This is a genomic window from Cupriavidus sp. 05T41, assembly GCF_056396525.1.
In genome coordinates this window covers 1-23,597 of the sequence record NZ_JBFTLQ010000103.1, presented here as the reverse complement: position 1 = coordinate 23,597, position 23,597 = coordinate 1, and the positions used below count along the sequence as shown (strand labels likewise).

25 protein-coding genes, 1 other RNA gene and 1 pseudogene are annotated in these 23,597 nt (G+C 67.1%); 17 read left to right on the top strand and 10 right to left on the bottom strand.

What is annotated here, in order from left to right; translation table 11 throughout:
* A partial coding sequence (gltK, locus tag AC1DKV_RS35800; protein ID WP_477139204.1) for a glutamate/aspartate ABC transporter permease GltK occupies nt 1-652 on the top strand: 652 nt, incomplete at its 5' end.
* Entirely contained in the window at nt 649-1,383 is a 735-nt protein-coding gene (locus AC1DKV_RS35795; RefSeq protein ID WP_441613602.1) for an amino acid ABC transporter ATP-binding protein, read from the top strand. The genes gltK and AC1DKV_RS35795, both read left to right, overlap by 4 nt.
* 79 nt (nt 1,384-1,462) lie before the next feature.
* Here AC1DKV_RS35795 and AC1DKV_RS35790 read toward each other — a convergent pair whose 3' ends face one another.
* The gene (locus AC1DKV_RS35790; protein WP_477139203.1) at nt 1,463-2,293 is read right to left on the bottom strand and encodes a class II glutamine amidotransferase; all 831 of its coding nucleotides are present in this window, start codon (nt 2,291-2,293) and stop codon (nt 1,463-1,465) included.
* A gap of 178 nt (nt 2,294-2,471) precedes the next feature.
* On the opposite strand from AC1DKV_RS35790, the gene AC1DKV_RS35785 reads away from it, so the two are divergent.
* The 5 genes from AC1DKV_RS35785 to rnpB all read left to right on the top strand — a co-directional run bounded on the left by AC1DKV_RS35785 (nt 2,472) and on the right by rnpB (nt 7,212).
* Nucleotides 2,472-3,560: a tartrate dehydrogenase gene (locus tag AC1DKV_RS35785; RefSeq protein WP_477139202.1), complete on the top strand. Its 1,089-nt coding sequence runs from the start codon at nt 2,472-2,474 to the stop codon at nt 3,558-3,560.
* Nucleotides 3,557-4,870: a glycerate kinase type-2 family protein gene (locus tag AC1DKV_RS35780; protein WP_441613599.1), complete on the top strand. Its 1,314-nt coding sequence runs from the start codon at nt 3,557-3,559 to the stop codon at nt 4,868-4,870. Before AC1DKV_RS35785 ends, AC1DKV_RS35780 begins: the two co-directional genes overlap by 4 nt.
* Before the next feature lie 47 nt (nt 4,871-4,917).
* Nucleotides 4,918-5,952 (top strand): dihydroorotase, encoded by a 1,035-nt coding sequence (pyrC, locus tag AC1DKV_RS35775; protein ID WP_477139201.1) that lies wholly within the window; start codon nt 4,918-4,920, stop codon nt 5,950-5,952.
* Nucleotides 5,953-5,966: 14 nt separating this feature from the next.
* Nucleotides 5,967-6,812, top strand: coding sequence for a DUF3025 domain-containing protein (locus AC1DKV_RS35770; protein WP_477139200.1), 846 nt, complete (start codon nt 5,967-5,969; stop codon nt 6,810-6,812).
* Nucleotides 6,813-6,871: 59 nt separating this feature from the next.
* Nucleotides 6,872-7,212: RNase P RNA component class A (rnpB, locus tag AC1DKV_RS35765), an RNA gene on the top strand.
* Nucleotides 7,213-7,333: 121 nt separating this feature from the next.
* Here the strand turns inward: rnpB and AC1DKV_RS35760 are convergent.
* The gene (locus AC1DKV_RS35760; protein WP_441613596.1) at nt 7,334-7,756 is read right to left on the bottom strand and encodes an OsmC family protein; all 423 of its coding nucleotides are present in this window, start codon (nt 7,754-7,756) and stop codon (nt 7,334-7,336) included.
* A gap of 758 nt (nt 7,757-8,514) precedes the next feature.
* On the opposite strand from AC1DKV_RS35760, the gene rplM reads away from it, so the two are divergent.
* The 5 genes from rplM to erpA all read left to right on the top strand — a co-directional run bounded on the left by rplM (nt 8,515) and on the right by erpA (nt 11,309).
* Entirely contained in the window at nt 8,515-8,943 is a 429-nt protein-coding gene (gene rplM / locus AC1DKV_RS35755; RefSeq protein ID WP_477139199.1) for a 50S ribosomal protein L13, read from the top strand.
* An 11-nt stretch (nt 8,944-8,954) separates the two neighbouring features.
* The gene (rpsI, locus tag AC1DKV_RS35750; protein ID WP_477139198.1) at nt 8,955-9,347 is read left to right on the top strand and encodes a 30S ribosomal protein S9; all 393 of its coding nucleotides are present in this window, start codon (nt 8,955-8,957) and stop codon (nt 9,345-9,347) included.
* Nucleotides 9,348-9,350: 3 nt separating this feature from the next.
* Nucleotides 9,351-10,346, top strand: coding sequence for a DUF6776 family protein (locus AC1DKV_RS35745; RefSeq protein WP_441613594.1), 996 nt, complete (start codon nt 9,351-9,353; stop codon nt 10,344-10,346).
* Between the two features lie 41 nt (nt 10,347-10,387).
* The gene (locus AC1DKV_RS35740; RefSeq protein ID WP_441613593.1) at nt 10,388-10,831 is read left to right on the top strand and encodes a bactofilin family protein; all 444 of its coding nucleotides are present in this window, start codon (nt 10,388-10,390) and stop codon (nt 10,829-10,831) included.
* A 109-nt stretch (nt 10,832-10,940) separates the two neighbouring features.
* The gene (erpA, locus tag AC1DKV_RS35735; protein WP_441613592.1) at nt 10,941-11,309 is read left to right on the top strand and encodes an iron-sulfur cluster insertion protein ErpA; all 369 of its coding nucleotides are present in this window, start codon (nt 10,941-10,943) and stop codon (nt 11,307-11,309) included.
* 84 nt (nt 11,310-11,393) lie between these two features.
* Here the strand turns inward: erpA and AC1DKV_RS35730 are convergent, their stop codons facing one another.
* Entirely contained in the window at nt 11,394-12,191 is a 798-nt protein-coding gene (locus AC1DKV_RS35730) for a phytanoyl-CoA dioxygenase family protein (protein WP_477139197.1), read from the bottom strand.
* Nucleotides 12,192-12,284: 93 nt separating this feature from the next.
* Here AC1DKV_RS35730 and AC1DKV_RS35725 point away from each other — a divergent pair.
* Nucleotides 12,285-13,195: pseudogene (locus AC1DKV_RS35725) on the top strand (LysR substrate-binding domain-containing protein).
* A 19-nt stretch (nt 13,196-13,214) separates the two neighbouring features.
* On the opposite strand, the gene AC1DKV_RS35720 reads toward AC1DKV_RS35725, so the two are convergent.
* Both AC1DKV_RS35720 and AC1DKV_RS35715 read right to left on the bottom strand, forming a co-directional pair.
* The gene (locus AC1DKV_RS35720) at nt 13,215-14,366 is read right to left on the bottom strand and encodes an anhydro-N-acetylmuramic acid kinase (RefSeq protein WP_477139196.1); all 1,152 of its coding nucleotides are present in this window, start codon (nt 14,364-14,366) and stop codon (nt 13,215-13,217) included.
* A 5-nt stretch (nt 14,367-14,371) separates the two neighbouring features.
* Entirely contained in the window at nt 14,372-15,751 is a 1,380-nt protein-coding gene (locus AC1DKV_RS35715) for a peptidoglycan DD-metalloendopeptidase family protein (RefSeq protein WP_477139195.1), read from the bottom strand.
* A 226-nt stretch (nt 15,752-15,977) separates the two neighbouring features.
* Here AC1DKV_RS35715 and tyrS point away from each other — a divergent pair, with 226 nt between their 5' ends.
* From tyrS to AC1DKV_RS35695, 4 genes are read left to right on the top strand one after another with little or no spacing between them, the layout of a single operon-like run.
* Nucleotides 15,978-17,219, top strand: a complete 1,242-nt coding sequence (tyrS, locus tag AC1DKV_RS35710) for a tyrosine--tRNA ligase (RefSeq protein ID WP_477139194.1) — start codon at nt 15,978-15,980, stop codon at nt 17,217-17,219.
* Nucleotides 17,220-17,238: 19 nt separating this feature from the next.
* A complete protein-coding gene (gene dtd, locus AC1DKV_RS35705; protein ID WP_441613587.1) occupies nt 17,239-17,712 on the top strand; it encodes a D-aminoacyl-tRNA deacylase in 474 nt (157 codons plus the stop codon).
* A 48-nt stretch (nt 17,713-17,760) separates the two neighbouring features.
* Nucleotides 17,761-18,420 carry a YbhB/YbcL family Raf kinase inhibitor-like protein gene (locus AC1DKV_RS35700; protein ID WP_477139193.1) on the top strand — a complete coding sequence of 220 codons (660 nt, stop codon included), beginning with the start codon at nt 17,761-17,763 and terminating at the stop codon, nt 18,418-18,420.
* Nucleotides 18,421-18,470: 50 nt separating this feature from the next.
* Nucleotides 18,471-19,145 carry a histidine phosphatase family protein gene (locus tag AC1DKV_RS35695; RefSeq protein ID WP_477139192.1) on the top strand — a complete coding sequence of 225 codons (675 nt, stop codon included), beginning with the start codon at nt 18,471-18,473 and terminating at the stop codon, nt 19,143-19,145.
* Between the two features lie 11 nt (nt 19,146-19,156).
* Here the strand turns inward: AC1DKV_RS35695 and AC1DKV_RS35690 are convergent, their stop codons facing one another.
* From AC1DKV_RS35690 to AC1DKV_RS35670, 5 genes are all read right to left on the bottom strand, one after another.
* Nucleotides 19,157-19,882, bottom strand: a complete 726-nt coding sequence (locus AC1DKV_RS35690) for a queuosine precursor transporter (RefSeq protein WP_441613584.1) — start codon at nt 19,880-19,882, stop codon at nt 19,157-19,159.
* Nucleotides 19,883-19,999: 117 nt separating this feature from the next.
* Complete coding sequence (locus tag AC1DKV_RS35685) at nt 20,000-20,584, bottom strand: BPSL1445 family SYLF domain-containing lipoprotein (RefSeq protein WP_441613583.1); 585 nt, start codon at nt 20,582-20,584, stop codon at nt 20,000-20,002.
* Between the two features lie 224 nt (nt 20,585-20,808).
* Nucleotides 20,809-21,864: a Holliday junction branch migration DNA helicase RuvB gene (gene ruvB / locus AC1DKV_RS35680; protein WP_477139191.1), complete on the bottom strand. Its 1,056-nt coding sequence runs from the start codon at nt 21,862-21,864 to the stop codon at nt 20,809-20,811.
* A 72-nt stretch (nt 21,865-21,936) separates the two neighbouring features.
* Entirely contained in the window at nt 21,937-22,518 is a 582-nt protein-coding gene (gene ruvA, locus AC1DKV_RS35675) for a Holliday junction branch migration protein RuvA (RefSeq protein WP_477139190.1), read from the bottom strand.
* 56 nt (nt 22,519-22,574) lie between these two features.
* Nucleotides 22,575-23,597, bottom strand: a 1,023-nt coding sequence (locus tag AC1DKV_RS35670) for a glycerophosphodiester phosphodiesterase (RefSeq protein WP_477139189.1), incomplete at its 5' end; no start/stop codon positions are given.

The following is a 23,597-nucleotide window of genomic DNA, read 5'->3' as shown; positions in this document are numbered from 1 at the left end:
CCCCGACACCCTGCGCGTGCTGGGCGAGGGCATGATGGTGTCGCTCAAGATCACCGTGACCGCGGTGGTGGTGGGCATYGTCTGGGGCACCATCCTSGCGATGATGCGCCTGTCCTCSKTCARGSCGCTGAACTGGTTYGCSCAGGGRTACGTGACCATCTTCCGCTCCATCCMGCTGGTGATGGTGYTGYTGTGGTTCTTCCTGATCATCMCGCAGGTGCTRCAGAAGGTGTTCAACCTGTCGCAGGCGTCGGACCTGCGCATGACCTCGGCGCTGGTGGCGTTCGCGCTGTTCGAGGCGGCTTACTATTCCGAGATCATCCGCGCCGGCATCCAGAGCGTGTCGCGCGGGCAGATGTTCGCCGCCCAGGCCATGGGCATGACCTACGGGCAGTCCATGCGGCTGGTGATCCTGCCGCAGGCGTTCCGCAACATGGTGCCGCTGCTGCTGACCCAGGGCATCATCCTGTTCCAGGATACGTCGCTGGTCTACGTGAGCGCGCTGGCCGACTTCTTCGGCCAGGCCTACGGCATCGGCGAACGCGACGGCCGCATCGTGGAGATGCTGCTGTTTGCCGGCCTGGTGTACTTCATAATCTGTTTCTCCGCATCGCTGCTGGTCAAGCGTTACCAGAAAAAGGTGGCCGTATGATTGAAATCAACAACGTCTCCAAGTGGTACGGCGCCTTCCAGGTGCTGACCGATTGCACCACCAAGGTCGCCAAGGGCGAGGTGGTGGTGGTGTGCGGTCCGTCTGGCTCCGGCAAGTCGACCCTGATCAAGACCGTCAACGCGCTGGAACCGTTCCAGAAGGGCGACATCACCGTGGACGGCACCTCGGTGGGCTCGCCCAAGACCAACCTGCCCAAGCTGCGCTCGCGCGTGGGCATGGTGTTCCAGAACTTCGAGCTGTTCCCGCACCTGTCGATCACCGAGAACCTGACCATCGCCCAGATGAAGGTGCTCGGCCGCTCGAAGGAAGAGGCGACCGCGAAGGGCCTGAAGTACCTGGACCGCGTGGGCCTGAAGGCGCAGGCGGCCAAGTTCCCGGGCCAGCTGTCGGGCGGCCAGCAGCAGCGCGTGGCGATCGCCCGCGCGCTGTCGATGGACCCGATCTGCATGCTGTTCGACGAACCCACCTCGGCGCTGGACCCGGAAATGGTCAACGAAGTGCTGGACGTGATGGTGCAGCTGGCGCAGGAAGGCATGACCATGATGTGCGTGACCCACGAAATGGGCTTCGCGCGCAAGGTCGCCAACCGCGTGATCTTCATGGACCAGGGCAAGATCGTCGAGGACGCCGACAAGGAAGAGTTCTTCGGCAATATCGAGGCGCGCTCGGACCGGGCACGCCAGTTCCTGTCGAAGATCCTGCATCACTGAGACGGCAGGTCGCCGCCACGGCGGCTCGCCATGGAAAAGGGACGCCGCGGCGTCCCTTTTTCGTTGCCGCCCGCGCCCCTCAGGTACAGGCGCTGTTGGCCGCGTTCCTGGCCTGCACGTCGGCCGGAATCGGCACCGTCAGCGTCATCACCGAGCGGCCTTCCTCGAACATCATCAGCTCGCCCGGCGCGAAGGCGGTCCAGGTCTCGTTGTCGGTCAGCGGGGCGGTGGCGATGACCGCCACCCGGTCGTCCGGCGTGGTGACCTGGGCGAAATCGATCGAGAGGTCTGCATCGATCAGGTGCGCCGTGGAGAACGGCCACTGGCGCACGATGTAATAGAGGCGGGTGGAGCAATGCGCGAACAGGGCCTGGCCGTTGGACAGCAGGTAGTTGAACACGCCGTGCAGGGTGATCTCGCGCGTGATGTCGGCCAGCGCGTGGCAGAGTTCGTTGAGCGGCGGCTGCGAGCCGGGAAAGCGCTTGCGCAGACCCTGCATCAGCGTGCAGAAGGCGAGCTCGCTGTCGGTATCGCCGACCGGCTGGTAGACGCCGGACAGGAACGGCGAGAAGTTCTTCAGGTCGCCGTTGTGGGCGAAGATCCAGTGCCGGCCCCACAGTTCGCGCATGAAGGGGTGGCAGTTCTCCAGCAGCACGGTGCCCTGGGTCGCCTTGCGGATATGCGAGATGACGTTCTTGGACTTGATCGKGTAGCGCTTGATCAKGTCGGCCACKGGCGAGGTGCCGGCGGACTGGTTGTCGATGAACAGGCGGCAGGCCTTGTCCTCGAAGAACGCCACGCCGAAACCGTCGGCATGGTGGTCCGTGACGCCGCCGCGGGCGGCGAAGCCGGTAAAGGAGAACGTCACGTCGGTCGGCGTGGCGCAGTTCATGCCGAGCAGCTGGCACATGGCGGGGCACCGGACCGGCAGCGGGCTGCCGGATTGCAATAGAATGTTCCATTATCCGGCCAGCCCGGGTTATCTGCCAAGCGCATCGTTTTCCCGGGTTACCCCGGCCTACCCCGGCCTATCCCGGCATCCCCCGACCTCTTTCGTATCTGTATCTCTTTTGCGGGCCATTCGAGACATGAGCAAATACAAGATCGCAGTCATCCCCGGCGACGGCATTGGTACCGAAGTGATGCCCGAGGGGCTGCGGGTGATGGACGCCGCCGCGCGCCGGTTCGGCCTGGACATGCAGTTCGACCATTTCGACTTCTCCAGCTGCGACTACTATGCGCGGCACGGCAAGATGCTGCCGGACGACTGGTTCGACACCCTGGTCAAGTACGACGCGATCTATTTCGGCGCGGTCGGCTGGCCCGATGCCGTGCCCGACCATGTCTCGCTGTGGGGCTCGCTGCTGCAGTTCCGCCGCTCGTTCGACCAATACGTGAACCTGCGGCCGGTGCGGCTCATGCCCGGGATCCGCAGCCCGCTGGTGGACCGCGACGGCAACCCGCGCAAGCCCGGCGACATCGATTTCTACGTGGTGCGCGAGAACACCGAGGGCGAGTATTCCAGCATCGGCGGGCGCATGTTCCCCGGCACCGACCGCGAAGTGGTGATCCAGGAAACGGTGATGACGCGCACCGGCGTGGACCGCATCCTCAAGTTCGCTTTCGAGCTGGCGCAGAAGCGCCCCGGCAAGCATCTGACCTCGGCCACCAAGTCSAACGGCATCTCCATCACCATGCCGTACTGGGACGAGCGGGTCMAAGCGATGGCGGCGAACTATCCSGGCGTGAAGSTCGACAAGTACCACATCGACATCCTCACSGCSCACTTCGTSCAGCATCCMGACTKSTTCGACGTGGTGGTGGCCAGCAACCTGTTCGGCGACATCCTCTCCGACCTSGGCCCGGCCTGCACCGGCACCATCGGCATSGCGCCGTCGGGCAATATCAACCCGGACMRCACMTTCCCSAGCYTGTTCGAGCCGGTGCAYGGTTCCGCGCCGGACATCGCCGGGCGTGGCGTGGCCAACCCGATCGGCCAGATCTGGTGCGGCGCCATGATGCTGGAACACCTGGGCCACGCCGACGCCGGCGCAGCCGTGCTCGGCGCCATCGAAAAGGTGCTGGCGGCCGGCCCGGAGCATGCCCCGCTGACCCGCGACATCGGCGGCAAGGCCGGCACGGCGGACCTGGGCCAGGCCATCGCAGGTGCGCTGTGAAGGCGGCCGACGCGCGCGCGCTGCTGCTGGAGACATTCCAGGCAGCGGTAGGGGCGGCCGATCCGCTGCGCATCGTGGCCGACCACCTGCCACCGCCCCGGCCGGGCGGCCGCACGCTGGTGGTGGGCGCCGGCAAGGCCGCCGCCTCGATGGCGCTGGCGGTGGAGCAGGCCTATGCGCGCCTGGATCCGACCCATGTCATCGAAGGACTGGTGGTCACGCGCTACGCCCATGGCCTGCCGACCGACCACGTGCGCGTGATCGAGGCCGGCCATCCGGTGCCTGATGAAGCGGGCGAGCGCGCCGCGGCCGAGATCCTGGCCCGCGTGGGCGCGCTCGGGCCCGACGACCGGCTGGTCGTGCTGGTTTCGGGCGGGGGCTCCAGCCTGCTGTCRCTGCCGGCCGACGGCATCGCCATGGCTGACCTCAAGGCCACCACGCAGGAGTTGCTGCGCTGCGGCGCGCCGATCACCGAGATGAACATCGTGCGCAAGCATCTCTCGCGCATCCAGGGCGGCCGGCTCGCCCAGGCCAGCCGCGCGCCGGTCACCACGCTGATTGTCTCGGACGTGGCCGGCGACGATCCGAGCGCGATCGCCTCGGGCCCCACCGTGGCGGACCCGAGCACCTATGGCGACGCGCTGGACATCCTGCGCCGCTATGGGGCCAGCGTGCCGCCCGTGGTGCGCCAGCACCTGGAACGCGGCGCGCGCGGCGAAGTGGCGGAAACGCCAAAGCCGGGCGATCCGCTGTTCGCCCGCGTCGACAATCGTGTGATCGCAACGGCGCATGGAAGCCTGGAGGCCGCGGCGGAGCGCTTCCGCGCCCAGGGCATCCAGCCGGTGGTGCTGGGCGACACCGTGACCGGCGAGGCGCAGGAAGTGGCGCGCGTCTACGCCGCGCTGGTGCGCGAGATTCGCACGTACAATGCGCCGTTCGCCGCGCCGGTGGCATTGATTTCCGGCGGCGAATGCACTGTGACGCTGCCCCAGGGCGGTGCCGCGGGCGGCGCCAGGCCGCGCGGCGGGCGTTGCTCCGAGTTCCTGCTGTCGCTTGCGCTGGAGCTCGATGGCGCGGGCGACGTGTACGCCATCGCGGCCGATACGGACGGCATCGACGGCTCGGAGGATAATGCTGGCGCGTTGCTCGACCCTTCGACGCCGGCGCGCGCGCAGGCCGCCGGCGCTCCGGCGCGCGCCCGGCTCGACGCGCACGACGCCTGGGGCTTCTTCGATGCCGCCGGCGACCTGGTGGTGACCGGCCCCACGCGCACCAATGTGAACGACTACCGCGCCATCCTGATTCTGTAATCCCCCGAGAAAGCGCCGGCCGCCAACGACGGCCGGCCATCCAAGCCATGACCCAGACCCTCACCATCACCCGCCCGGACGACTGGCACCTGCACCTGCGCGACGGCGCGGCACTGGCTGYCGTGCTGCCCGACACTGCCCGCCAGTTCGCGCGCGCCATCATCATGCCCAACCTGAAGCCGCMCGTGACCACGGTGGCGCAGGCGGCGGCCTACCGCGACCGCATCCTGGCCGCGCTGCCCGCCGGCATGGCATTCGAGCCGCTGATGACGCTGTACCTGACCGACAACACCCCGGCCGAGGAAATCGTCGCGGCCAAGGCCAGCGGCTTCGTGCACGGCGTGAAGCTGTACCCGGCCGGCGCCACCACCAACAGCGACGCCGGCGTGACCGACCTGCACCGCTGCGCGCCCGCGCTCGAAGCGATGGAGCGCGCGGGCCTGCCGCTGCTGGTGCACGGCGAGGTAACCGATTCCGAGATCGACATCTTCGACCGCGAAGCCGTCTTCATCGACCGCGTGATGACCCCGCTGCGCCGCGATTTCCCCGGCCTCAAGGTGGTTTTCGAGCACATCACCACCAAGGATGCCGCCGAGTACGTGCGCGACGCCGAAGGCCCGGTGGGCGCCACCATCACCGCGCATCACCTGCTGTACAACCGCAACGCCATCTTCACCGGCGGCATCCGCCCGCACTACTACTGCCTGCCGGTGCTCAAGCGCGAGATCCACCGCGAAGCCCTGGTGGCCGCGGCGGTGTCGGGCAGCCCGCGTTTCTTCCTCGGCACCGACAGCGCGCCGCACGCGCGCGGCCTGAAGGAACATGCCTGTGGCTGCGCCGGCTGCTATACCGGCCTGCACGCAATGGAGCTGTATGCCGAGGCGTTCGAGGATGCCGGCGCGCTGGACAAGCTCGAGGCATTCGCCAGCTTCAACGGCCCGGCCTTCTACGGCCTGCCGCGCAACGGCGGCACGCTCACGCTGACGCGCGAGCAATGGGAGCTGCCGGCCGAACTGCCCTTCGGCGACACCACGCTGGTGCCGCTGCGCGGCGGGGAAACGCTGCGCTGGAAGGCCAGCTGAGCCGCGCAAGCCCGGTGAGCAAGCCGGAGAGCGTCACGCTGGCGCTGGCCGGCGCCGTGGCGCGGATCGACTGGACCCAGCCCTGGTACCGGCCGTTTGCGCAATCCGGCACGGCGCTGTCCGGCGCGCTGCAGGACGGCGCCGACCTGCGCGCCGTGCTCAGCGAAATCAGCGCGCGGCTTGGCCTGTGCAATGCGCGGGGTTTGCCGTTGCGCTTCGTGCCCCAGGCCGAACTACCCGCCGGCACGGCCTACGAATCGCATATCCATGCCAGCGGCGCGGTGCCCACGCGCGACAACCTGCATGACTTCTTCAATGCGCTGGTCTGGCTGCATTTCCCGGGCGCCAAGCGTGTGCTGAACCGGCTGCAGGCAGAGGCGATTGCMGAGGCCGGCGTGCAGGAACGCCGCGGCGTCCTGCGCGATGCCGCCACCTTGTTCGACGAGAACGCCATCCTGTTCCTGAGTGTCGACGGCAGCCTGGCGGGCGCGCTGCGCGGCTTTGCCTGGCAGGAACTGTTCGTGGCGCGCCGGCTTGCCTGGGGCGGCAGCGGGGAGGGCGCGGCCCGTTGTGGCGTGGTGCCGTTCGGGCACGCGTTGCTGGAAAAACTGGCGCAGCCCTACAAGGCGTTGACCGCGCACGGCTGGCCGATGGCCGTTMCGCCTTCGGCGGACGGTGGGCTGCCCGCATCGCTGGATGCGGCTGTCGCCGCTTCGCTCGAATCCGCCGGGCTGCATGGCGGGCGTTTCGCGCCGCTGCCGGTGATGGGGATTCCCGGCTGGTGCGATGCCAATCGCGATCCCGCCTTTTATGCCGACACCGGCGTGTTCCGCCCCGGCCGGCGCGCGGCGGCGGCATGACCCGGGCGCGGCGCCGGGGTGACCGGCGCGAGGCCAAACGGTGTTAGACTGCGGGCCGCAAAGCAGGCCAGACAATCGCTGCTTGCACCGCAAGGTGCAAGGGGAGGAAAGTCCGGACTCCACAGGGCAGGGTGTTGGCTAACAGCCATCCACGGCAACGTGCGGAATAGGGCCACAGAGACGAGTCTTGCCGCCGGGTTCTCCCGGCGGGAAGGGTGAAACGCGGTAACCTCCACCTGGAGCAATCCCAAATAGGCAGGCATTGAGGCKGCCCGCTGAGCCTGCGGGTAGGGAGCTGGAGCCGGCCGGTAACGGTCGGCCTAGAGGAATGATTGTCACGTGCCGCTGGCCGCAAGGCTGGCAGCGCGCACAGAATCCGGCTTATCGGCCTGCTTTGCTTCTCGATTCTTCCGCCTTGCCGCGTTCGCGGCCCGGGCGTCGCGCGGCCGGTGTCCCGGCCGGCGCATCCTTTCCACGCTTTCCGCGCCTGCCGCACCCGCTTTCCGCGCCTTCAGGGCCCCTTACGCTTCCACGATTTCGAGCGTATGGGTGATCTCCGCCGTCTTGGCCAGCATGATCGAGGCCGAGCAGTATTTGTCATGCGACAGGTGGATGGCGCGCTCSACCGTGCCGGGGTTGAGGTTGCGGCCGGTCACCGTGAAATGGAAGTTGATGCGCGTGAAGACCTTCGGGTCCTCGCTCGCGCGTTCCGCTTCCAGCTTCACGCTGCAGCCGCGCACGTCCTGCCGGCTCTTCTTCAGGATCAGCACCACGTCATAGGCCGTGCAGCCGCCGGTACCCAGCAACACCATCTCCATGGGCCGCGGAGCCAGATCATGGCCGCCGCCTTCCCGCGCGCCATCCATCGCAACCACGTGCCCGCTGCCAGTCTCGGCCACGAAGGTCATGCCGTCGACGCCCATCCAAGTTACTTTGCATTCCATTTTGTTCGATCCTGCGCTTTAGTGAGTGCGTATTCGATCACGAACACGCGATTTCGAAACTTGCCTTTTGAGTATATGCCACCTGCMCTCGCGTGGTCGGAGCGGGTCGGATCCCTCCAAAAACCGAGGGTTTCCTCTAAGATGACAGTTTTGTGACACATGAAATCTGACGCAAGCTATTGATTTTTCTGGATAAATGCMGATATCGGCAAGCTGCATCAATTTTTTACAATGCAAAATGGCATTCCGCACTGCAAATTTTCTTGCACCGCGGGAGCGCTCATGTATAATTTGAATCATTGAACGACGGCATGCAAGGCAAGCCAGAGTGCGAAAGCGAATCGCCAGGGAATTCCCGGCGGTTGTGCCGGCCGCACCGTCAGCCGGGCCCCGTCGATCTCCAAGTGTCTCCTCCACCCTCCTCCTTTGGTGGATTCAAACCCAAGCTCGATAGCTTGGGTTTTTTTTATGCCGCGCCGGCGCAGACCGGCCCCGCGCGGTGGTCCGGGAACATACCCCGGACGTCGCATGACGCCCCCATCTTGACGCAGGCCCGAGAGTTTGCTTGTGCCCCTGTCAAAAACCACAGTATAATCGTCGGCTTTTCCGTCATGCCCGCGGAAGAAGAATTCAGGGAGAGCCTGCACATACAAGCAGGGAAGGCCAGGTCCCAAGGACCGGCCGACGACGCTAGTCATCGATCATGTGATCGGTGCGCGTCACGTAACGGGCAGGTTCTACAAGTCTCAGGAAAAATCATGAAGACCTTTTCCGCCAAGCCTSMWGAGGTAAAGCGCGACTGGTACGTGATTGACGCGACGGACAARGTCCTCGGCCGTGTTGCCAGCGAAGTGGCACGCCGACTGCGCGGCAAACACAAGCCGGAATTCACTCCGCACGTCGACACTGGTGATTACATCRTCATCGTCAACGCAGCCAAGCTGCGTGTKACGGGTACCAAAGAAACCGACAAGAAGTATTATCGTCACTCGGGCTACCCGGGCGGCATTTACGAAACGACGTTCGGCAAGATGCAGCAGCGTTTCCCGGGCCGCGCCCTGGAAAAAGCTGTGAAAGGCATGCTGCCGAAGGGCCCGCTGGGCTATGCGATGATCAAAAAGCTGAAGGTTTACGCCGAAGCCGATCATCCGCATGAAGCACAGCAGCCCAAGGCGCTGGAAATCTAAGGGGGCCATCCATGATCGGAAATTGGAATTACGGTACTGGCCGCMGCAAGAGCGCCGTGGCTCGTGTCTTCATCAAGTCGGGCAAGGGCGATATCATCGTCAACGGCAAGCCCATCAATGAGTATTTCGCTCGCGAAACCTCGCTGATGATCGTGCGCCAGCCGCTCGAACTGACCGCCAACGCACAGACCTTCGACATCAAGGTCAACGTGACCGGCGGCGGCGAAACGGGTCAGGCCGGCGCAGTGCGCCACGGCATCACCCGTGCGCTGATCGACTACGACGCTGCACTGAAGCCCACGCTGTCGAAGGCTGGCTTCGTCACGCGCGATGCGCGTGAAGTGKAACGTAAGAAGGTTGGTTTCCACAAGGCGCGTCGTCGGAAGCAATTCTCGAAGCGCTGATGTGTGTCCGACGGGTCCGGGTCACCGGATTCTGTCGAGACGGAAAAAACCGCACGGTTCGCCGTGCGGTTTTTTTTTGCCGCCGTCCTGGCCGTTGTCTGCGACGCGGCAGGTTTTACGCGCGCTTTACAATTTCCATGCCTCTTCCCGGATACAATCCCGGCACTTCCCGCCAGGAGACCTGCAGATGACTCGACCGCCAGCAAGGCCGTATTGCGCTCCGATGCCGGTGTCGCCCGCGCGGGTCATGCGCGGCGCATGAGATATCGTCTGCTGCGTCCGCGCCGTGGCGCGCTGTCGCGGCCGCTGGCCGTACGCTCGCACCGGTCCTGGCCGGTGCGCGTGCTGGGCGCGGTGCTGATGGCGATCCTGCTCGCGGCGGCGGCGGGATGGGCATATCACGCCGGCCGGGGGCTCGCCGGCGCGGGTGCGGACATGAAGGTGGAGAACCGGGCGCTGCGCGAGCAGCTCGCCTCGATGTCGGCGCAGCGGGAGCGCCTGCAGGCCGTGGCCAATACCGCCGAGTCGCAGCTGCAGATGGCGCGCGGTGCCCAGGAAGGCCTGGTCCAGCAGCTGAAGGCGGCCGAAGGCGAGGTCGCCCTGCTCAAGGAAGACCTGGCGTTCTTCGAGAGCTTGCTGCCGGCAGGCGGCAATACCTCGGGCATTCATGTGCGGAGTTTCCGTGTCAGCCTGGATGAAGCCGACACACTGAAGATGCACTACCGATTGCTGGTGATGCAGGGCGGATCGAAGGCGTTTTCCTCGATGCCGGAATTTCGCGGTGAGTTACAGTTGGTGGTCTCGCTGATGCGGGACGGCAAGCCCGTCACCCTGAACCTGGACGAAGACCAGGCCGGCTCCTTGCCGGACCTGCGCCTGACGCACTACCAGCGCATCGAGGGAACGTTCCCCTTGCCCGCGGGCGCCGCCGTGCGGGCAGTGACGGTAAGAATTTTGCAAAACGGTCAGTTGCGCGCGACCCAGACGGCCATGCCGTAGGGCCGCGCGGGGCCGGCCACTCCAGAGGGGCGAAAGGACCTATGTTGTTTTCCAAGAAAAAGGGTTTGGCCATCGATACCCTGATCGGCCAGCACAGCGTGATCCAGGGCGACCTCACGTTCTCGGGCGGCCTGCGCCTAGACGGGCGCGTGCGCGGCAACGTGACGGCATCGGCTGACCAGGCAAGCATGCTGGTCATCAGCGAAAAGGGCGTGGTCGAGGGCGAGGTCCGCGTCGGGCACCTGATCCTCAACGGAACCGTGACCGGTCCCGTGCATGCATCGGAGCTGCTGGAGCTGCAGCCGCACGCGCGCGTGCACGGCGAAGTCCATTACGCCGCGCTGGAAATGCACCAGGGCGCGCTGGTGGAAGGGCGGCTGGTGCCGCTGGGCGTCAGCGAACCGAAGGCGCTGCCCAACCTGTCGCTGGCGAGCACCGCGCAAGGCTTGCCGGAAGCGGCCGAGGAATCGCAGAAAACCGCCTGATGGCGCACCTGCTGCGTGCAGGGAAGGCAGAAGCCCTTGAAGTTGCGGGGTTTCGGCACGATCTTMCCGGAGCGCTTAAAATACAGGCGTATCTAAATAGGRGAACCCCATGAACGCAGTCGCAGAGGCACCCGTAACCGAGGACATGCCGGCCCCGTTCGTCTTTACCGACAGCGCTGCCGACAAGGTCAAGCAGTTGATCGAGGAAGAGGGCAATGCCGACCTGAAACTGCGCGTCTTTGTGCAGGGCGGCGGCTGTTCCGGCTTCCAGTACGGCTTCACCTTCGATGAAGAAGTGAACGAGGACGACACCACCCTCAACAAGAACGGCGTCACGCTGCTGATCGACTCGATGAGCTACCAGTATCTGGTGGGCGCCGAGATCGACTACAAGGAAGACATCAACGGCGCGCAATTCGTGATCAAGAACCCCAACGCCAGCACGACCTGCGGTTGCGGCTCTTCGTTCTCGGTCTGACGTACCGGCGGCAAAGAAAAAAGCGCACTTCGGTGCGCTTTTTTGTTTTTMCGCCTTTTGCTCCCTGCCCAGGCCGGAGCTGGCCTACGGCGCACGGCGCCAGACCACGGGAAACCAGTCTTCGCGCATCCGCTCTCCATCGGCCAGCCCGATGCCGGGAAACGGCGGCGAGGTCCGTCCCGGGCGTCCCAGGTAACGCACGTCATCGCCGAGGAAGCGCGCCGAGAAGGCGCGGCGCCGCCCCGTCCCGGTGTTGCCCGCCGCGCCGTGCACGGTGCGGAAGTCGAACACCACCGCATCGCCAGGCTGCAGTTCCGGCGCCAGGAGCGCATGGCTGCCGTCTTCCACGTCGGGCATTTCCATGAACTTGTCCTCGCCCGCGTAGAAATTCTCATTGCTGGCCCAGCGCTTGGGCCGTACCAGCCGGGGCCAGCGGTGCGAACCCAGCACTACGCGCAGCGTGTTGGCCGTGGTGACCGGGTCCAGCGGTATCCAGTAGCTCGCGGTCTGCAGCCCGTCCACGCAGTAGTAAGGCAGGTCCTGGTGCCAGGGCGTGGGCTTCGCCGTGCCCGGCTMCTTGACCAGGATGTGCTCGTGGAACACCTGCACGGCAGCGGCCTGCATCAGCTGCCCGGCAATGCCCGCGGCCGGCGAGTGCCGGATGAATTCGGAGAACGGCGCAATGCGCTGCCAGTTGCAGTAGTCCTCGAAGAAGCGGCCGCGCTCGCCGTCGCCGACGTTCTCGATGGCAAAAGGCCCCGGGCTGGCGAGATTCTGCTCGAAGCCTGCGCGCAAGGTGGTCACCCACTCGGTAAAGGCGCCGCGCAGCACCAGCGCGCCGTCGCGCTGGTAGTTCTCGATATCGGTGGGGGATAGGGTCACGATGTTCCTGTGGGGGCTGGGCTGATGACCAAGTATCGTGGCGGCCGGGCAATAGKAAAACTATATATTTCCTATGCTGTAGTATAGGAAATCATGATTGGTTTCTCCTTCCGCCAGCTCGAATACTTCGTTGCCGCCGCCGAGCACGGCAGCATCAGTGCCGCGGCGCGGGCCCGGCATGTATCGCAGCCGTCGGTTTCGCTGGCGATCGCGCAACTCGAAGGCGTGCTCGGCGAGACCCTGTTCCGCCGCCAGGTCAGCCGCGGGCTGGAGCTGACGCCGGCCGGCCAGCAATTGCTTGGCCGCGCGCGCGACATCCTGGCGCTGGCGACGGGTCTCGCGGTGAAGGGTGGGGAGGGTGCGAGCGGGCGCGGCCTGAGCGGGCAGCTATCGCTGACCTGCTTCCAGGATCTCGGTGCTTACTATGCCCCGCGCCTGCTGGCCGGATTCCGCCGGCAGTACCCACATGTCTCGGTAACGCTGTTCGAGGCCGACCTGGCCGCCGTGCACCGTACGTTGAGCGCGGGCAAGGCGGAGCTCGCTCTGACCTATGACCTCGGCTTCGACCAGCGCATCGCGCGCTGGGTGGTGGCGCGGCTGGCACCGTACGCGCTGCTGCCGGCGACCCACGCGCTGGCGTCGCAGCCGAGCGTCAGCCTGGCCGAGCTGGCGGGTGAGCCGCTGATCCTGGAAGACATTGCGCAGACCCGCGAGTATTTCCTCTCGCTGTTCTGGGCGCATGGCTTGCGCCCGCGCCTGTACCAGTACACACAGACCTTCGAGATGCAACGCGGGTTGGTGGCGCATGGCTATGGCGTGGCGCTGTCGTGCACGCGGCCGGCTGGCGATCACAGCTACGATGGCGAGCCCATTGCCTGCCGTTGCGCGAGGCCGTGGCGCCCCAGCGCGTGGTGCTGGCGCAATCGCCCGCGATGCGGCCGTCACCCGTTGCCGAGGCGTTTATCCGCTGGGCGCGCGAGGCCGGGCACGCCGAGCCGGCTTGAAGGGCGGCCCGGCGCCCTGCTAGCGCGGATACAGCGCGCCGAGCACGCGCGGGCCTGCCGCGCCGGTGACGGTGGGGACGTTGCCGGGCGAGCGCAGTAGCATCTGGCGCGCCAGCCAGGCAAAGGCGATGCCTTCGACCTGCGAAACCGGCACGCCGAAGTCGTCGGAGCTTTGCACCGTTACCCCCGGCAGCGCCTGCGCCAKCAGGCGCATCACGAAGCCGTTGCGCGCGCCGCCCCCGCAGACGATCAGGCGCGCGGCGCCCCGGGCATGCGCGCGCACGTCGCGGGCGATGGCCTCGGCGGTGAGCGCGGCCAGCGTGGCCTGCACGTCGGCGGGCGGCAGCGCCGTGCCGGGCCCGGCCAGGTGCTGTTCGAGCCAGGCAGGGTGGAAGAGGTCGCGGCCGGTGCTCTTGGGCGGGGCCACGCCGAAATACGGCTCGGCCAGCAAGCGCGCCAGCAGCGTGTCGTTGATCCTGCCGCTGGCGCCCCAGGCGCCGTCAGCGTCGAAAGCCCGGCCGTGGTGGCGCTCGATCCAGTAGTCGAGCAGCACGTTGCCAGGACCGCAATCGAAGCCGGTCACCGGCGCGCTGTCCTTGCCCGCGCCCGCTGCCGGCAGCACGCTGATATTCGAGATCCCGCCGATATTGCAGGCCACCCGCGTCTCGCCGGCGTCGCSGAACAGGGCCTGGTGCAGCGCCGGCACCAGCGGAGCGCCCTGGCCGCCCGCGGCCACGTCGCGGCTGCGGAAATCCGCCACCACGTCGATGCCGCACAGTTCGGCCAGCAAGGCTGGCTGCTGGCTCTGGCGCGTATAGCCGGTGCCATCGTACTGGCCAGGACGGTGGCGCACGGTCTGCCCGTGGGCGCCGACCGCCGCGATGGCCGCAGCCGCCAGTCCCGACTCGCGCAGCAGCGCGGCCACGCAGCCGGCGTACACGCGCGCCAGCCCGTTGGCGGCCAGCGCCTCGCGATGGATCTCGTCGTCGCCGGGCTGCTGCAGKCCGGCGAACGCCTCGCGCAACGCCGCCGGGAACGGCTGGTGGGCCGCGGCCAGCACCGCCGGCCGCGGKCCGGAGAAATCGACCAGCACGCCATCCGCGCCGTCCATGCTGGTGCCGGACATGATGCCGATGAAACGGTCGGTAGAGGCGGGCGACGGGCTTTGCATGCGGGCTAGTTGTTGTTGCTGGCGACGTTGTAGGTGCGCAGCGCGTTGATGCGGCTGAGCAGCCCGCTGGTGTAGTTCAGGAACTGCTGGCGCGCGGCGCCCGACAGGGCCGGGGTATCCAGCGCGGCGATGGCCAGCGGGTTGAGCGGCACGTCGTTGACGCGGAACTCATAGTGCAGATGCGGGCCGGTGGCCCAGCCKGTCTGGCCCACGTAGCCGATCACCTGTCCCTGCGTCACATGCTGGCCGCGCCGCATGCCGGCGAAGCCCGACAGGTGGGCGTAGTAGGTCGAGTAGCCGCTATGGTGCTTGAGGATGACGATATTGCCGTAGCCGTTCTGCTGGCCCACGAACTCCACTTCTCCGTCACCCGTGGCCTGCACCTTGGTGCCCGTGGGCGCGGCAAAGTCCACGCCCTTGTGCTGTGCCCAGTTGTGATGCAGCGGATGGTCGCGCCCGCCGAAGCCGGACGAGATACGCGAGAACTCCACCGGCGAGCGCAGGAACGGCCGCTTCATGCTGCGCCCGTCGAACGTGTAGTAGGCGCCTTGCTTGCTGCCTTCCTGTGCGTACCAGAGCGCCTGGTGCAGCTGGTTGTGGTTGATCAGCTCGACCGCCACCACACGTCCGTTGCGCACGAAGGCGGCGTCGCGGTAGCCTGCCTCGTAGACGATGCGGAAGCGGTCTCCGGTGGTGATGTCGTGGTGGAAATCGATGACGCCGGAGAAGATCGAGATCATCTGCTCGACCACGTCGTCGGGCACGTCGGCCGCGTCCATGGCCTTGAAGAAGCCGCCCGCGGCGATCGCGCCGGACAGCATTTCGTAGTGCACGTCGTTCTTCACCGACTGCACGCGCGCCTTGTAGACCGGGGCGKCGAGCTCGCCCGCGCGCTCGATCACCAGCTCGCGCGAGGATTCCGCATCGCCGCCGAGGTTGGCCTGCAGCGATACCAGCAGGTTGTTCTGGTCTGCCTCGGCCTGCACGTTCTGGCCGGGCTCGAGCGCAAACAGGCCGCGCGCGGTGGCATTCTGGCGGATAAACGCTTGCGCGTCGGGGTCATCGATACCGAGGCGCTTGAGCAGGGTGGCGATGGTGTCACCGCGCTGCATGCGCGCTTCGCGCACAAAGGTGTCGTCGGTCTCGGTCAGCTGTTCGAGCTGGGATTGCAGGTCGGGCAGGCGAATGGCCTCCCGGACACGCGGAGCGAGCGGGTCGTCGAAGGCATTGCGCGGCGCCACGCCCATGGCGGCGGCCATGCCAAGCGTGAACACCGTGCCGACCGCAGCTGTCAATTGCTTGCGCCGGCGCGCGTGCAGCGCGTTGGTGGGATCGACGAGAACCACCAGCTCGCGCGCGAAAACTTCGCGGAGTCTGGACCACATCACGTAAAATTCACTCTTTGGTTCGGGCCGCGCTGCCGCGACGATCTGCTTCGTCTTGCCTTCCTCTCCCGAGGTGCGGTGCGTGCCATATTGGTTTGCCGCCGTAGAATGGCGGTTGGCCCGCGGGATGCGTCCCGCCGGCACAAGAGCGCGAATTATACCAAAATCGGCCGCCGGCCGTTTTTCGTCMGCGTCTGAATTCTCATGTTTTTCAAAGACTTACGTCATGACTGAAGTTTCCCCCGGCGCTGCCACTTCCTACCCCCTCACGCCCACCGTGATGCACGCCCTGGAGGTGTCCAAGCGCGGGTGCGACGAACTGCTGGTCGAATCCGAATGGCTGGCCAAGCTCGCGCGCAGCGAGGCCACCGGCGTGCCGCTGCGCATCAAGCTGGGCCTGGACCCGACCGCACCGGACATCCATATCGGCCACACCGTGGTGCTCAACAAGCTGCGCCAGCTGCAGGACCTCGGCCACCAGGTCATCTTCCTGATCGGCGACTTCACCTCCACCATCGGCGACCCGTCCGGGCGCAACGCCACGCGCCCCCCGCTCACGCGCGAGCAGATCGAGGCCAACGCCCAGACCTACTACCGCCAGGCCAGCCTGGTGCTCGATCCCGCCCGCACCGAGATCCGCTACAACAGCGAGTGGAGCGACCCGCTCGGCGCGCGCGGCATGATCGAGCTGGCGGCCAAGTACACGGTGGCGCGGATGATGGAGCGCGACGACTTCACCAAACGGTTCCGCTCTGGGATTCCGATCTCGGTCCATGAGTTCCTCTACCCGCTGATGCAGGGCTACGATTCGGTCGCGCTCAAGGCCGACCTCGAGCTCGGCGGCACCGACCAGAAATTCAACCTGCTGGTCGGGCGCGAGCTGCAGAAGGAGTACGGCCAGGAGCAGCAGTGCATCCTGACCATGYCGCTGCTGGTGGGCCTGGACGGCGTGGAGAAGATGTCCAAGTCCAAKGGCAACTACATCGGCGTGACCGAGGCCCCGAGCGAGATGTTCGGCAAGCTGATGAGCATCTCCGATGACCTGATGTGGCGCTACTTCGAGCTGCTGTCGTTCCGCCCGATGAGCGAGATCGACCTGATGAAGCAGGAGATCGCACTGGGCCGCAACCCGCGCGACTGCAAGGTAATGCTCGGCCAGGAGATCGTCACGCGCTTCCACAGCGCCGCCGACGCCGAGCGCGCGCTGGAGGACTTCAACCATCGCGCGCGCGGCGGCGTGCCCGACGACATCCCCGAGGTCAGCCTGTCCGGCGCGCCGCTGGGCATCGCGCAGCTGCTCAAGCAGGCCAACCTGGTGCCGTCCACCTCGGAGGCCAACCGCAATATCGAGCAGGGCGGCGTCAAGATCGACGGCACCGTGATCAGCGACAAGGCAGTGAAGATCGAAGCCGGCAGCTACGTCGTGCAGGTCGGCAAGCGCCGCTTCGCGCGCGTGACCCTGGCGTGAACCTGCGCCGGAGACGTTCATGATCGCCCTGATCCAGCGGGTCGCACAGGCCCGCGTCACCGTCGAAGGCCGCACCACCGGGGAGATCGGTGCCGGCCTGCTGGCGCTGGTGTGCGCCGAGCGCGGCGACACCGAAACCCAGGCCGAGCGCCTGCTCGCCAAGCTGCTGGCTTACCGCGTGTTCTCCGATGCCGGCGGCAAGATGAACCTGCCGGTGCAGGACATCGATGGCCGTGGCACGCGCGGCGGCCTGCTGGTGGTGTCGCAATTCACGCTGGCGGCCGACACCAACAGCGGCGCGCGCCCGAGCTTTACCCCGGCCGCCGCGCCAGCCGAGGGCGAACGCCTGTACAACCACTTCGTGGAGCGCGCCCGCGCCGCGCACGGCGAGGTCCAGACCGGCGAATTCGGCGCCATGATGCAGGTCAGCCTGGTCAACGACGGGCCGGTCACCTTCTGGCTGCGTGTGCCGCCGGCGGGCGCAGCCGCCTGAACCCACATGGCCGCGTCGCACGCGGCGCAAACCAGCAAGGAGAGACGCATGAAAATCTGGAGCAAGGCTTTCGCCGACAACGGGCCCATTCCGGTCGAGTTCGCCTTCGGCGCGATKGATCCCGCCGCCCATGTGGCGCTGTCGAACAACCGCAATCCCGACCTGCACTGGGACGAGGCGCCAGCCAGCACACGTTCCTTCGTGCTGATCTGCCATGACGCGGACGTGCCGAGCCGCGGCGACGACGTCAACCAGGAAGGCCGCGAAGTGCCGGCATCGCTGCCGCGCGTGGATTTCTTCCACTGGGTGCTGGTGGACATCCCGCCCGGCCTGCGCTCGATCTCCGCCGGCAGCCACAGCGACGGCGTGATCGCGCGCGGCAAGCCGGGCCCCGAGGCGACCGGCGGCACCGCGGCCGCGGGCGGCCTGCGCCACGGCCTGAACGACTACACCGGCTGGTTCGCCAACGACCCCGACATGAAGKGCGACTACTACGGCTACGACGGTCCCTGCCCGCCGTGGAACGATACCCTGCTGCACCACTACGTGTTCACGGTCTATGCGCTCGATCTCGACCGCCTGCCGCTCGACGGCACCTTCACCGGTGCGCAGGTGCGCGAGGCGATCCAGGGCCATGTGCTGGCACAGGCGTCGATCACCGGCACCTACACGCTCAATCCGAAGCTGGCCGKCGGCACGGCGAAGTAATCCGGCCGGCGGCGCGCGCAGGAAATGCAAGGAAACGAAAAGGAAACGGCATGTCGCAATTGCCCGGGCCGCATTCGCTGGCCTTTACCCACCTGATCCTGATTCGCCATGGCGAGACCGCGTGGAATCGCGAGCGACGCCTGCAGGGGCAGCTCGACATTCCGCTCAACGCCACCGGCGTGGCGCAGGCCGACGCCCTGGCGCAGGCCCTGGCCGCCGAACCGATCGACGCGGTCTACGCCAGCGATCTCTCGCGGGCGATGCAGACGGCGACACCGCTGGCCGAGGCCCTCGGCATGGCGGTGCGGCCCGATGCGCGCCTGCGCGAACGCTGCTATGGCACGCTGGAGGGCAGGACCTACGCGGAGGTGGCCKAGCAATCGCCCGAGGATTTCGCCCGCTGGCAGGCGCGCGTGCCGGACTACGCGCCCGACGGCGGCGAGTCCTTGCTGTCTTTCCATGAGCGCGCGGTGGAAGCCGCGCTGGCGCTGGCGCGCCGCCACCCCGGCGAGCGCATCGCGCTGGTGGCGCATGGCGGCGTGCTGGACTGCCTCTACCGCGAGGCCAACGACATGACGCTGGAAGCGCCGCGCCAGCACGAGCTGCTCAACGCCAGCATCAACCGGCTACGCTGCGACAGCCAGCGGCTGACGGTGATGCAGTGGGCCGACGTGGGCCATCTCGAAGCGCTGGCGCTGGACGAAGTCGATCGCCGCGTCCCCTAGCGGGCAGCCGCTCACACACGCAGCCGGAACGGCGTGAAATCGGTATTGCGGTCGTACCAGTCTTCGCGCTCGGCGCGCTTGAGGAAGCCCACCACCTTGTAGGTGACCGGCGTCATCACGACTTCCCAGGCTGTCTTCAGGATGTATTGGGCGATCGCCACCTGGATCACCTTTTCCAGCGGCCAGATGCCGTAGAAGGCGATCACGTAGAACAGGGAGGAGTCGACCAGTTCTCCGGCCAGCGTGGAGCCGATGGTGCGCGTCCAGAGCCAGCGGCCCTCGGTCCACAGCTTCATCTTGGCCAGCACATAGCTGTTGGCAAAACTCCCGCAGCAGAACGCGATCAGCGAGCCGAGCACGATGCGCCAGGTATTGCCGAACACGTCTTCCAGGCTTTTCTGGTAGTCGCCCATGAACGGCGCCACCGGCATCTTCAGTACCACCAGGCTCATGAAGGTGGCGAAGGCGAGCGCGGCAAAGCCCGCCCACACCACGCGGCGGTCGCGCCCGTAGCCATAGACCTCGGTCAGCACGTCGCCGAAGATATAGGAAACCGGGAAGAACAGCACCCCGGCGCCGAAGGTCACCGGCCCGATCAGCGGCAGCGTGACCTGCGCGGCCTTGGCCGCGCCGATCAGGTTGGAGCACAGCAGKACCGTGACGAACGCCACCATCACAAGGTCGTAGTAACGGTAGACGCGCCCGGTGTAGCCGGGCGTGGCGGTCGACATGGTCATGGCGGTTCCGGAGGGGCGGCAGTGCGGCGATTATGCCAGCCACGCCGCCGCCGCGCCCGCCGCCTTCAGCCCCCCCGCAAGCTGCCTGCAAGCCCACGGCCCCACAGCCCCACAGCCCTACAGGTTCAGCTTGCCGACCTTGGCGCCGTCCAGCGAGATATCGAACATCAGCCCGGCGTTGGTCTGCACGAAGCCGATCACCGGTTGCTGCCCGGTGACGGTATCGATCGAGCCGTTGGCGCCAATCTTCGCGACCGCCACGCTGGCATCCGCGCCGACAGTCCAGCCGCTGCTGTTGACGAACTTGCTGTAGGCGTCCGGCGTCATGAACATGATGATGACGGACTTGGATTGCCCGCCGGCGGTGAGTCCGAACGAGGCCGAGGTGGTGCGGTAGTAGCCCACCGCGGCGCCGTGGGAGCGCAGCACGCCTTCGCCGTACTCGCCCCCGATCACGAGACCTGCGGACAACACGCGCGGGAAGATCAGGATCCCCTGCGCACGCGAGGCCAGGTCGCGCGCACTGCCGGCGGTGGTGAACAGGCGGTTGAGCGCGCCGTCCGCACCTGCGTCGATTTCCTGTTTCTTGGCCGCCGCATCGGTTGGCGCATTGGTGCCGGTGGTGGTGCAGCCCGCGGTGAAGGCGGTGGCCACGAGCAGGCCCGAGCCCGCCATCCGGGTGACAAACTGGCGTCGATTCATGTGCTCTCTCCTGACAGGGAAGAAATAGGCCGGCGCCATGCCGCGGCGGCCGGGACTAAGTCATTGTGGACAAGGAGGCAGCCGCCAGCAATGCGCGACAAAAGAATTGTCTGCGGTGCACGAAAGTATTTAATGCGGGGTGCGCGGCACCGCAGCATGGCCGGCGCCGGCGCCGGGCGGCCGGAAATGGCCGCCGGTGGCGGCCGCGCGGCGGGGAATTGCCGCTATGCAGCGGGTTCKGCGTCGCCGCCGKGCGCGGACAGCCCGAAATGCAGGTAGGCGGCGGCGGTGGCCATGCGGCCGCGGGGTGTGCGCTGCAGGTAGCCTTGCTGGATCAGGTAGGGCTCCAGCACGTCCTCGATGGTGTCGCGCTCCTCGCCGATCGCCGCGGCCAGGTTGTCCACGCCGACCGGCCCGCCGCCGAACTTGTGCAGGATGGCTTCGAGCAGCTTGCGGTCCATGAGGTCGAAGCCGACCACATCCACATCCAGCATGGCCAGCGCCGCGTCGGCGGTAGCGCGTGTGATGGTGCCATCGCTTTTGACCTCGGCAAAGTCACGCACGCGCCGCAACAGCCGGYTGGCGATACGCGGCGTKCCGCGCGCGCGCCGGGCGATTTCCAGCGCGCCGAGCGGATCGATGCGCGCCCCCAGCAGCTGTGCCGAGCGGGTGACGATGCGTCCCAGTTCCTCCGCGGTGTAGAACTCCAGCCGCGCGACGATGCCGAAGCGGTCGCGCAGCGGGTTGGTCAGCATGCCGGCGCGCGTGGTGGCGCCCACCAGCGTGAACGGCTGGAGGTCCAGCTTGACCGAGCGCGCGGCGGGCCCCTCKCCGATCATGATGTCGATCTGGTAGTCCTCCAGCGCCGGGTACAGGATTTCCTCCACCACCGGAGACAGGCGGTGGATCTCGTCGATGAAGAGGACGTCGTTGGCTTCCAGGTTGGTCAGCAGCGCGGCCAGGTCGCCGGGGCGCTCCAGCACCGGGCCGGAAGTCTGGCGCAGGTTCACGCCCATCTCGCGCGCGATGATGTGCGCCAGCGTGGTCTTGCCCAGGCCCGGCGGCCCGAACAGCAGTACGTGATCGAGTGCCTCGCGGCGGTTGCGCGCGGCGTGCATGAAGATGTCGAGCTGGCCGCGCACCTTCTCCTGGCCGACGTATTCGTCGAGCAGCTTGGGGCGAAGCGCCCGCTCGAAGGCCTCCTCGTTGGGAGAGGCGGTGGTGGGGGCGATCACGCGGTMGCCCCCGCGGTCGGGGACCAGCTTGTCGGTTTCGATCATGGATGTGCTACGGGCAAAGTGGCTCGATTGTAGCCCGTCCGGGCCAGGCTACCCGCGCTCGGGCGGCCCCGCTCAGCCCTTCGAGAGGGACTTCAGCGCCAGCTTGATGCCGTCCGAGACGCCGGTGCCGGCCGGTACCTGCTTGATCGCCAGCGCCGCTTCCTTCTCGGAGTAGCCCAGCGCCAGCAGCGCGTTGAGGATGTCGACGGCATTGTCGTGCACCGGCGTGCTGCCTGGCGCATGGCCGAGTTCCGCGCCGAGCTTGCCCTTGAGTTCGAGCAGCAGGCGMTCGGCGGTCTTCTTGCCGATGCCCGGCACGCGTGTCAGGCGCCCGGCCTCCTGCAGCGTGATCGCCTGCGCCAGTTCTGTGACCGACATGCCCGACAGCACGGCCAGCGCCATGCGCGCGCCGATGCCGGTGATCTTGATCAGTTCGCGGAAGGTATTGCGTTCGGTGGCGGTGCCGAAGCCGTACAGCAGGTGCGCGTCCTCGCGCACGATCTGCTGCGTCAGGAGCGTGACCGGATGGCCCACCGCGGGCAGGTTGTAGAAGGTGCTCATCGGCACGTCGATCTCGTAGCCGACGCCGTGGCAGTCGACCAGCAGATGCGGGGGATTCTTCTCGATGRGGGTGCCGGCGATGCGTCCGATCATGGTGTGTGGTGTCTGCAGCGAAGCGAAAGTGGGCGCCAGTGTAGCCGAGCCGCCGGCTAGCGTCCCGGGGTATCGACGGCCTGGCGGCCCAGCGCCGGGTCGTCGGTGAAGAAGCCGTCCACGCCTGCCGCCAGGAAAGCCTGTACCTCGCGCACCATGCCACCCGGGCTGCGGGTGCCATCGTCGCCGCCCGTGCGCAGGTTGCGCGGCAGGAAGCTGTTCTCGGGGCGGAAGGTGTAGGGATGCACCAGCAGCCCGGCGGCATGCGCGTTGCGCACCAGCGCCGAAGGCGTGCCGAGGTCGCCGTTCGCGTCGCGCGGCACCACGCTGGATTTCTCCGGCCCGATGCCGTTGGCGTAGCTGGCCACCTCGCGCAGTCCGACCGGCGTCATCATGTCGGCGTAGGTGCGGGTGTCGCCGGCCAGGCGCCAGTCGGCGGGGCGCCCCTTCGCGCTGCCCATCAATTGCACCAGCTTCACGTTGGGCATGCCGCTGCCCAGGCGCTGGCGCAGCTCGCGCAGGTTGCCGGTCTCGAACGACTGCACATAGACCGGGGCGCTGCGCGTATAGGCGTGCGCGCGCAGCGTGGCCACCAGCTTTTCTTCCAGCGGCAGGCCGATGCCGCGGAAATAGCTCGGATGCTTGGTTTCCGGATACAGGCCGATCACGCGCCCGCTACGCTGCGAGGCAGTGGCCACCAGCTCGATGATCTCGTCGAACGTCGGGATCTCGAACTGGTCGTTGTACTGCGTATTGGCGCGGCGCAGCTGGGGGATGCGCTCGCGCGCGCGCAGCGTCTTGAGTTCGGCCAGCGTGAAGTCTTCGGTGAACCAGCCGTCGAGACGCTCGCCGTCGATGACCTTGATGCGCTTGCKAGCGGCAAACTGCGGCAGCGCGGCGACATTGGTGGTGGTGCCGATCTCGTTCTCATGGCGGGCCACCAGCACGCCGTCGCGCGTCATCACCAGGTCGGGCTCGACCACGTCGGCGCCATCCTCGATGGCGCGCGCGTAGGAGGCCAGCGTGTGCTCGGGGCGCAGGGCACTGGCGCCGCGATGCCCGATCACCAGCGCCTTGGG

Excerpts from the sequence above, each read along its gene's own strand:
- erpA (WP_441613592.1), top strand. The coding sequence starts at position 10,941 with ATGAACGCAGTCGCAGAGGCACCCGTAACCGAGGACATGCCGGCCCCG.
- dtd (WP_441613587.1), top strand. The coding sequence starts at position 17,239 with ATGATCGCCCTGATCCAGCGGGTCGCACAGGCCCGCGTCACCGTCGAA.
- AC1DKV_RS35740 (WP_441613593.1), top strand. The coding sequence starts at position 10,388 with ATGTTGTTTTCCAAGAAAAAGGGTTTGGCCATCGATACCCTGATCGGC.
- AC1DKV_RS35685 (WP_441613583.1), bottom strand. The coding sequence starts at position 20,584 with ATGAATCGACGCCAGTTTGTCACCCGGATGGCGGGCTCGGGCCTGCTC.
- AC1DKV_RS35795 (WP_441613602.1), top strand. The coding sequence starts at position 649 with ATGATTGAAATCAACAACGTCTCCAAGTGGTACGGCGCCTTCCAGGTG.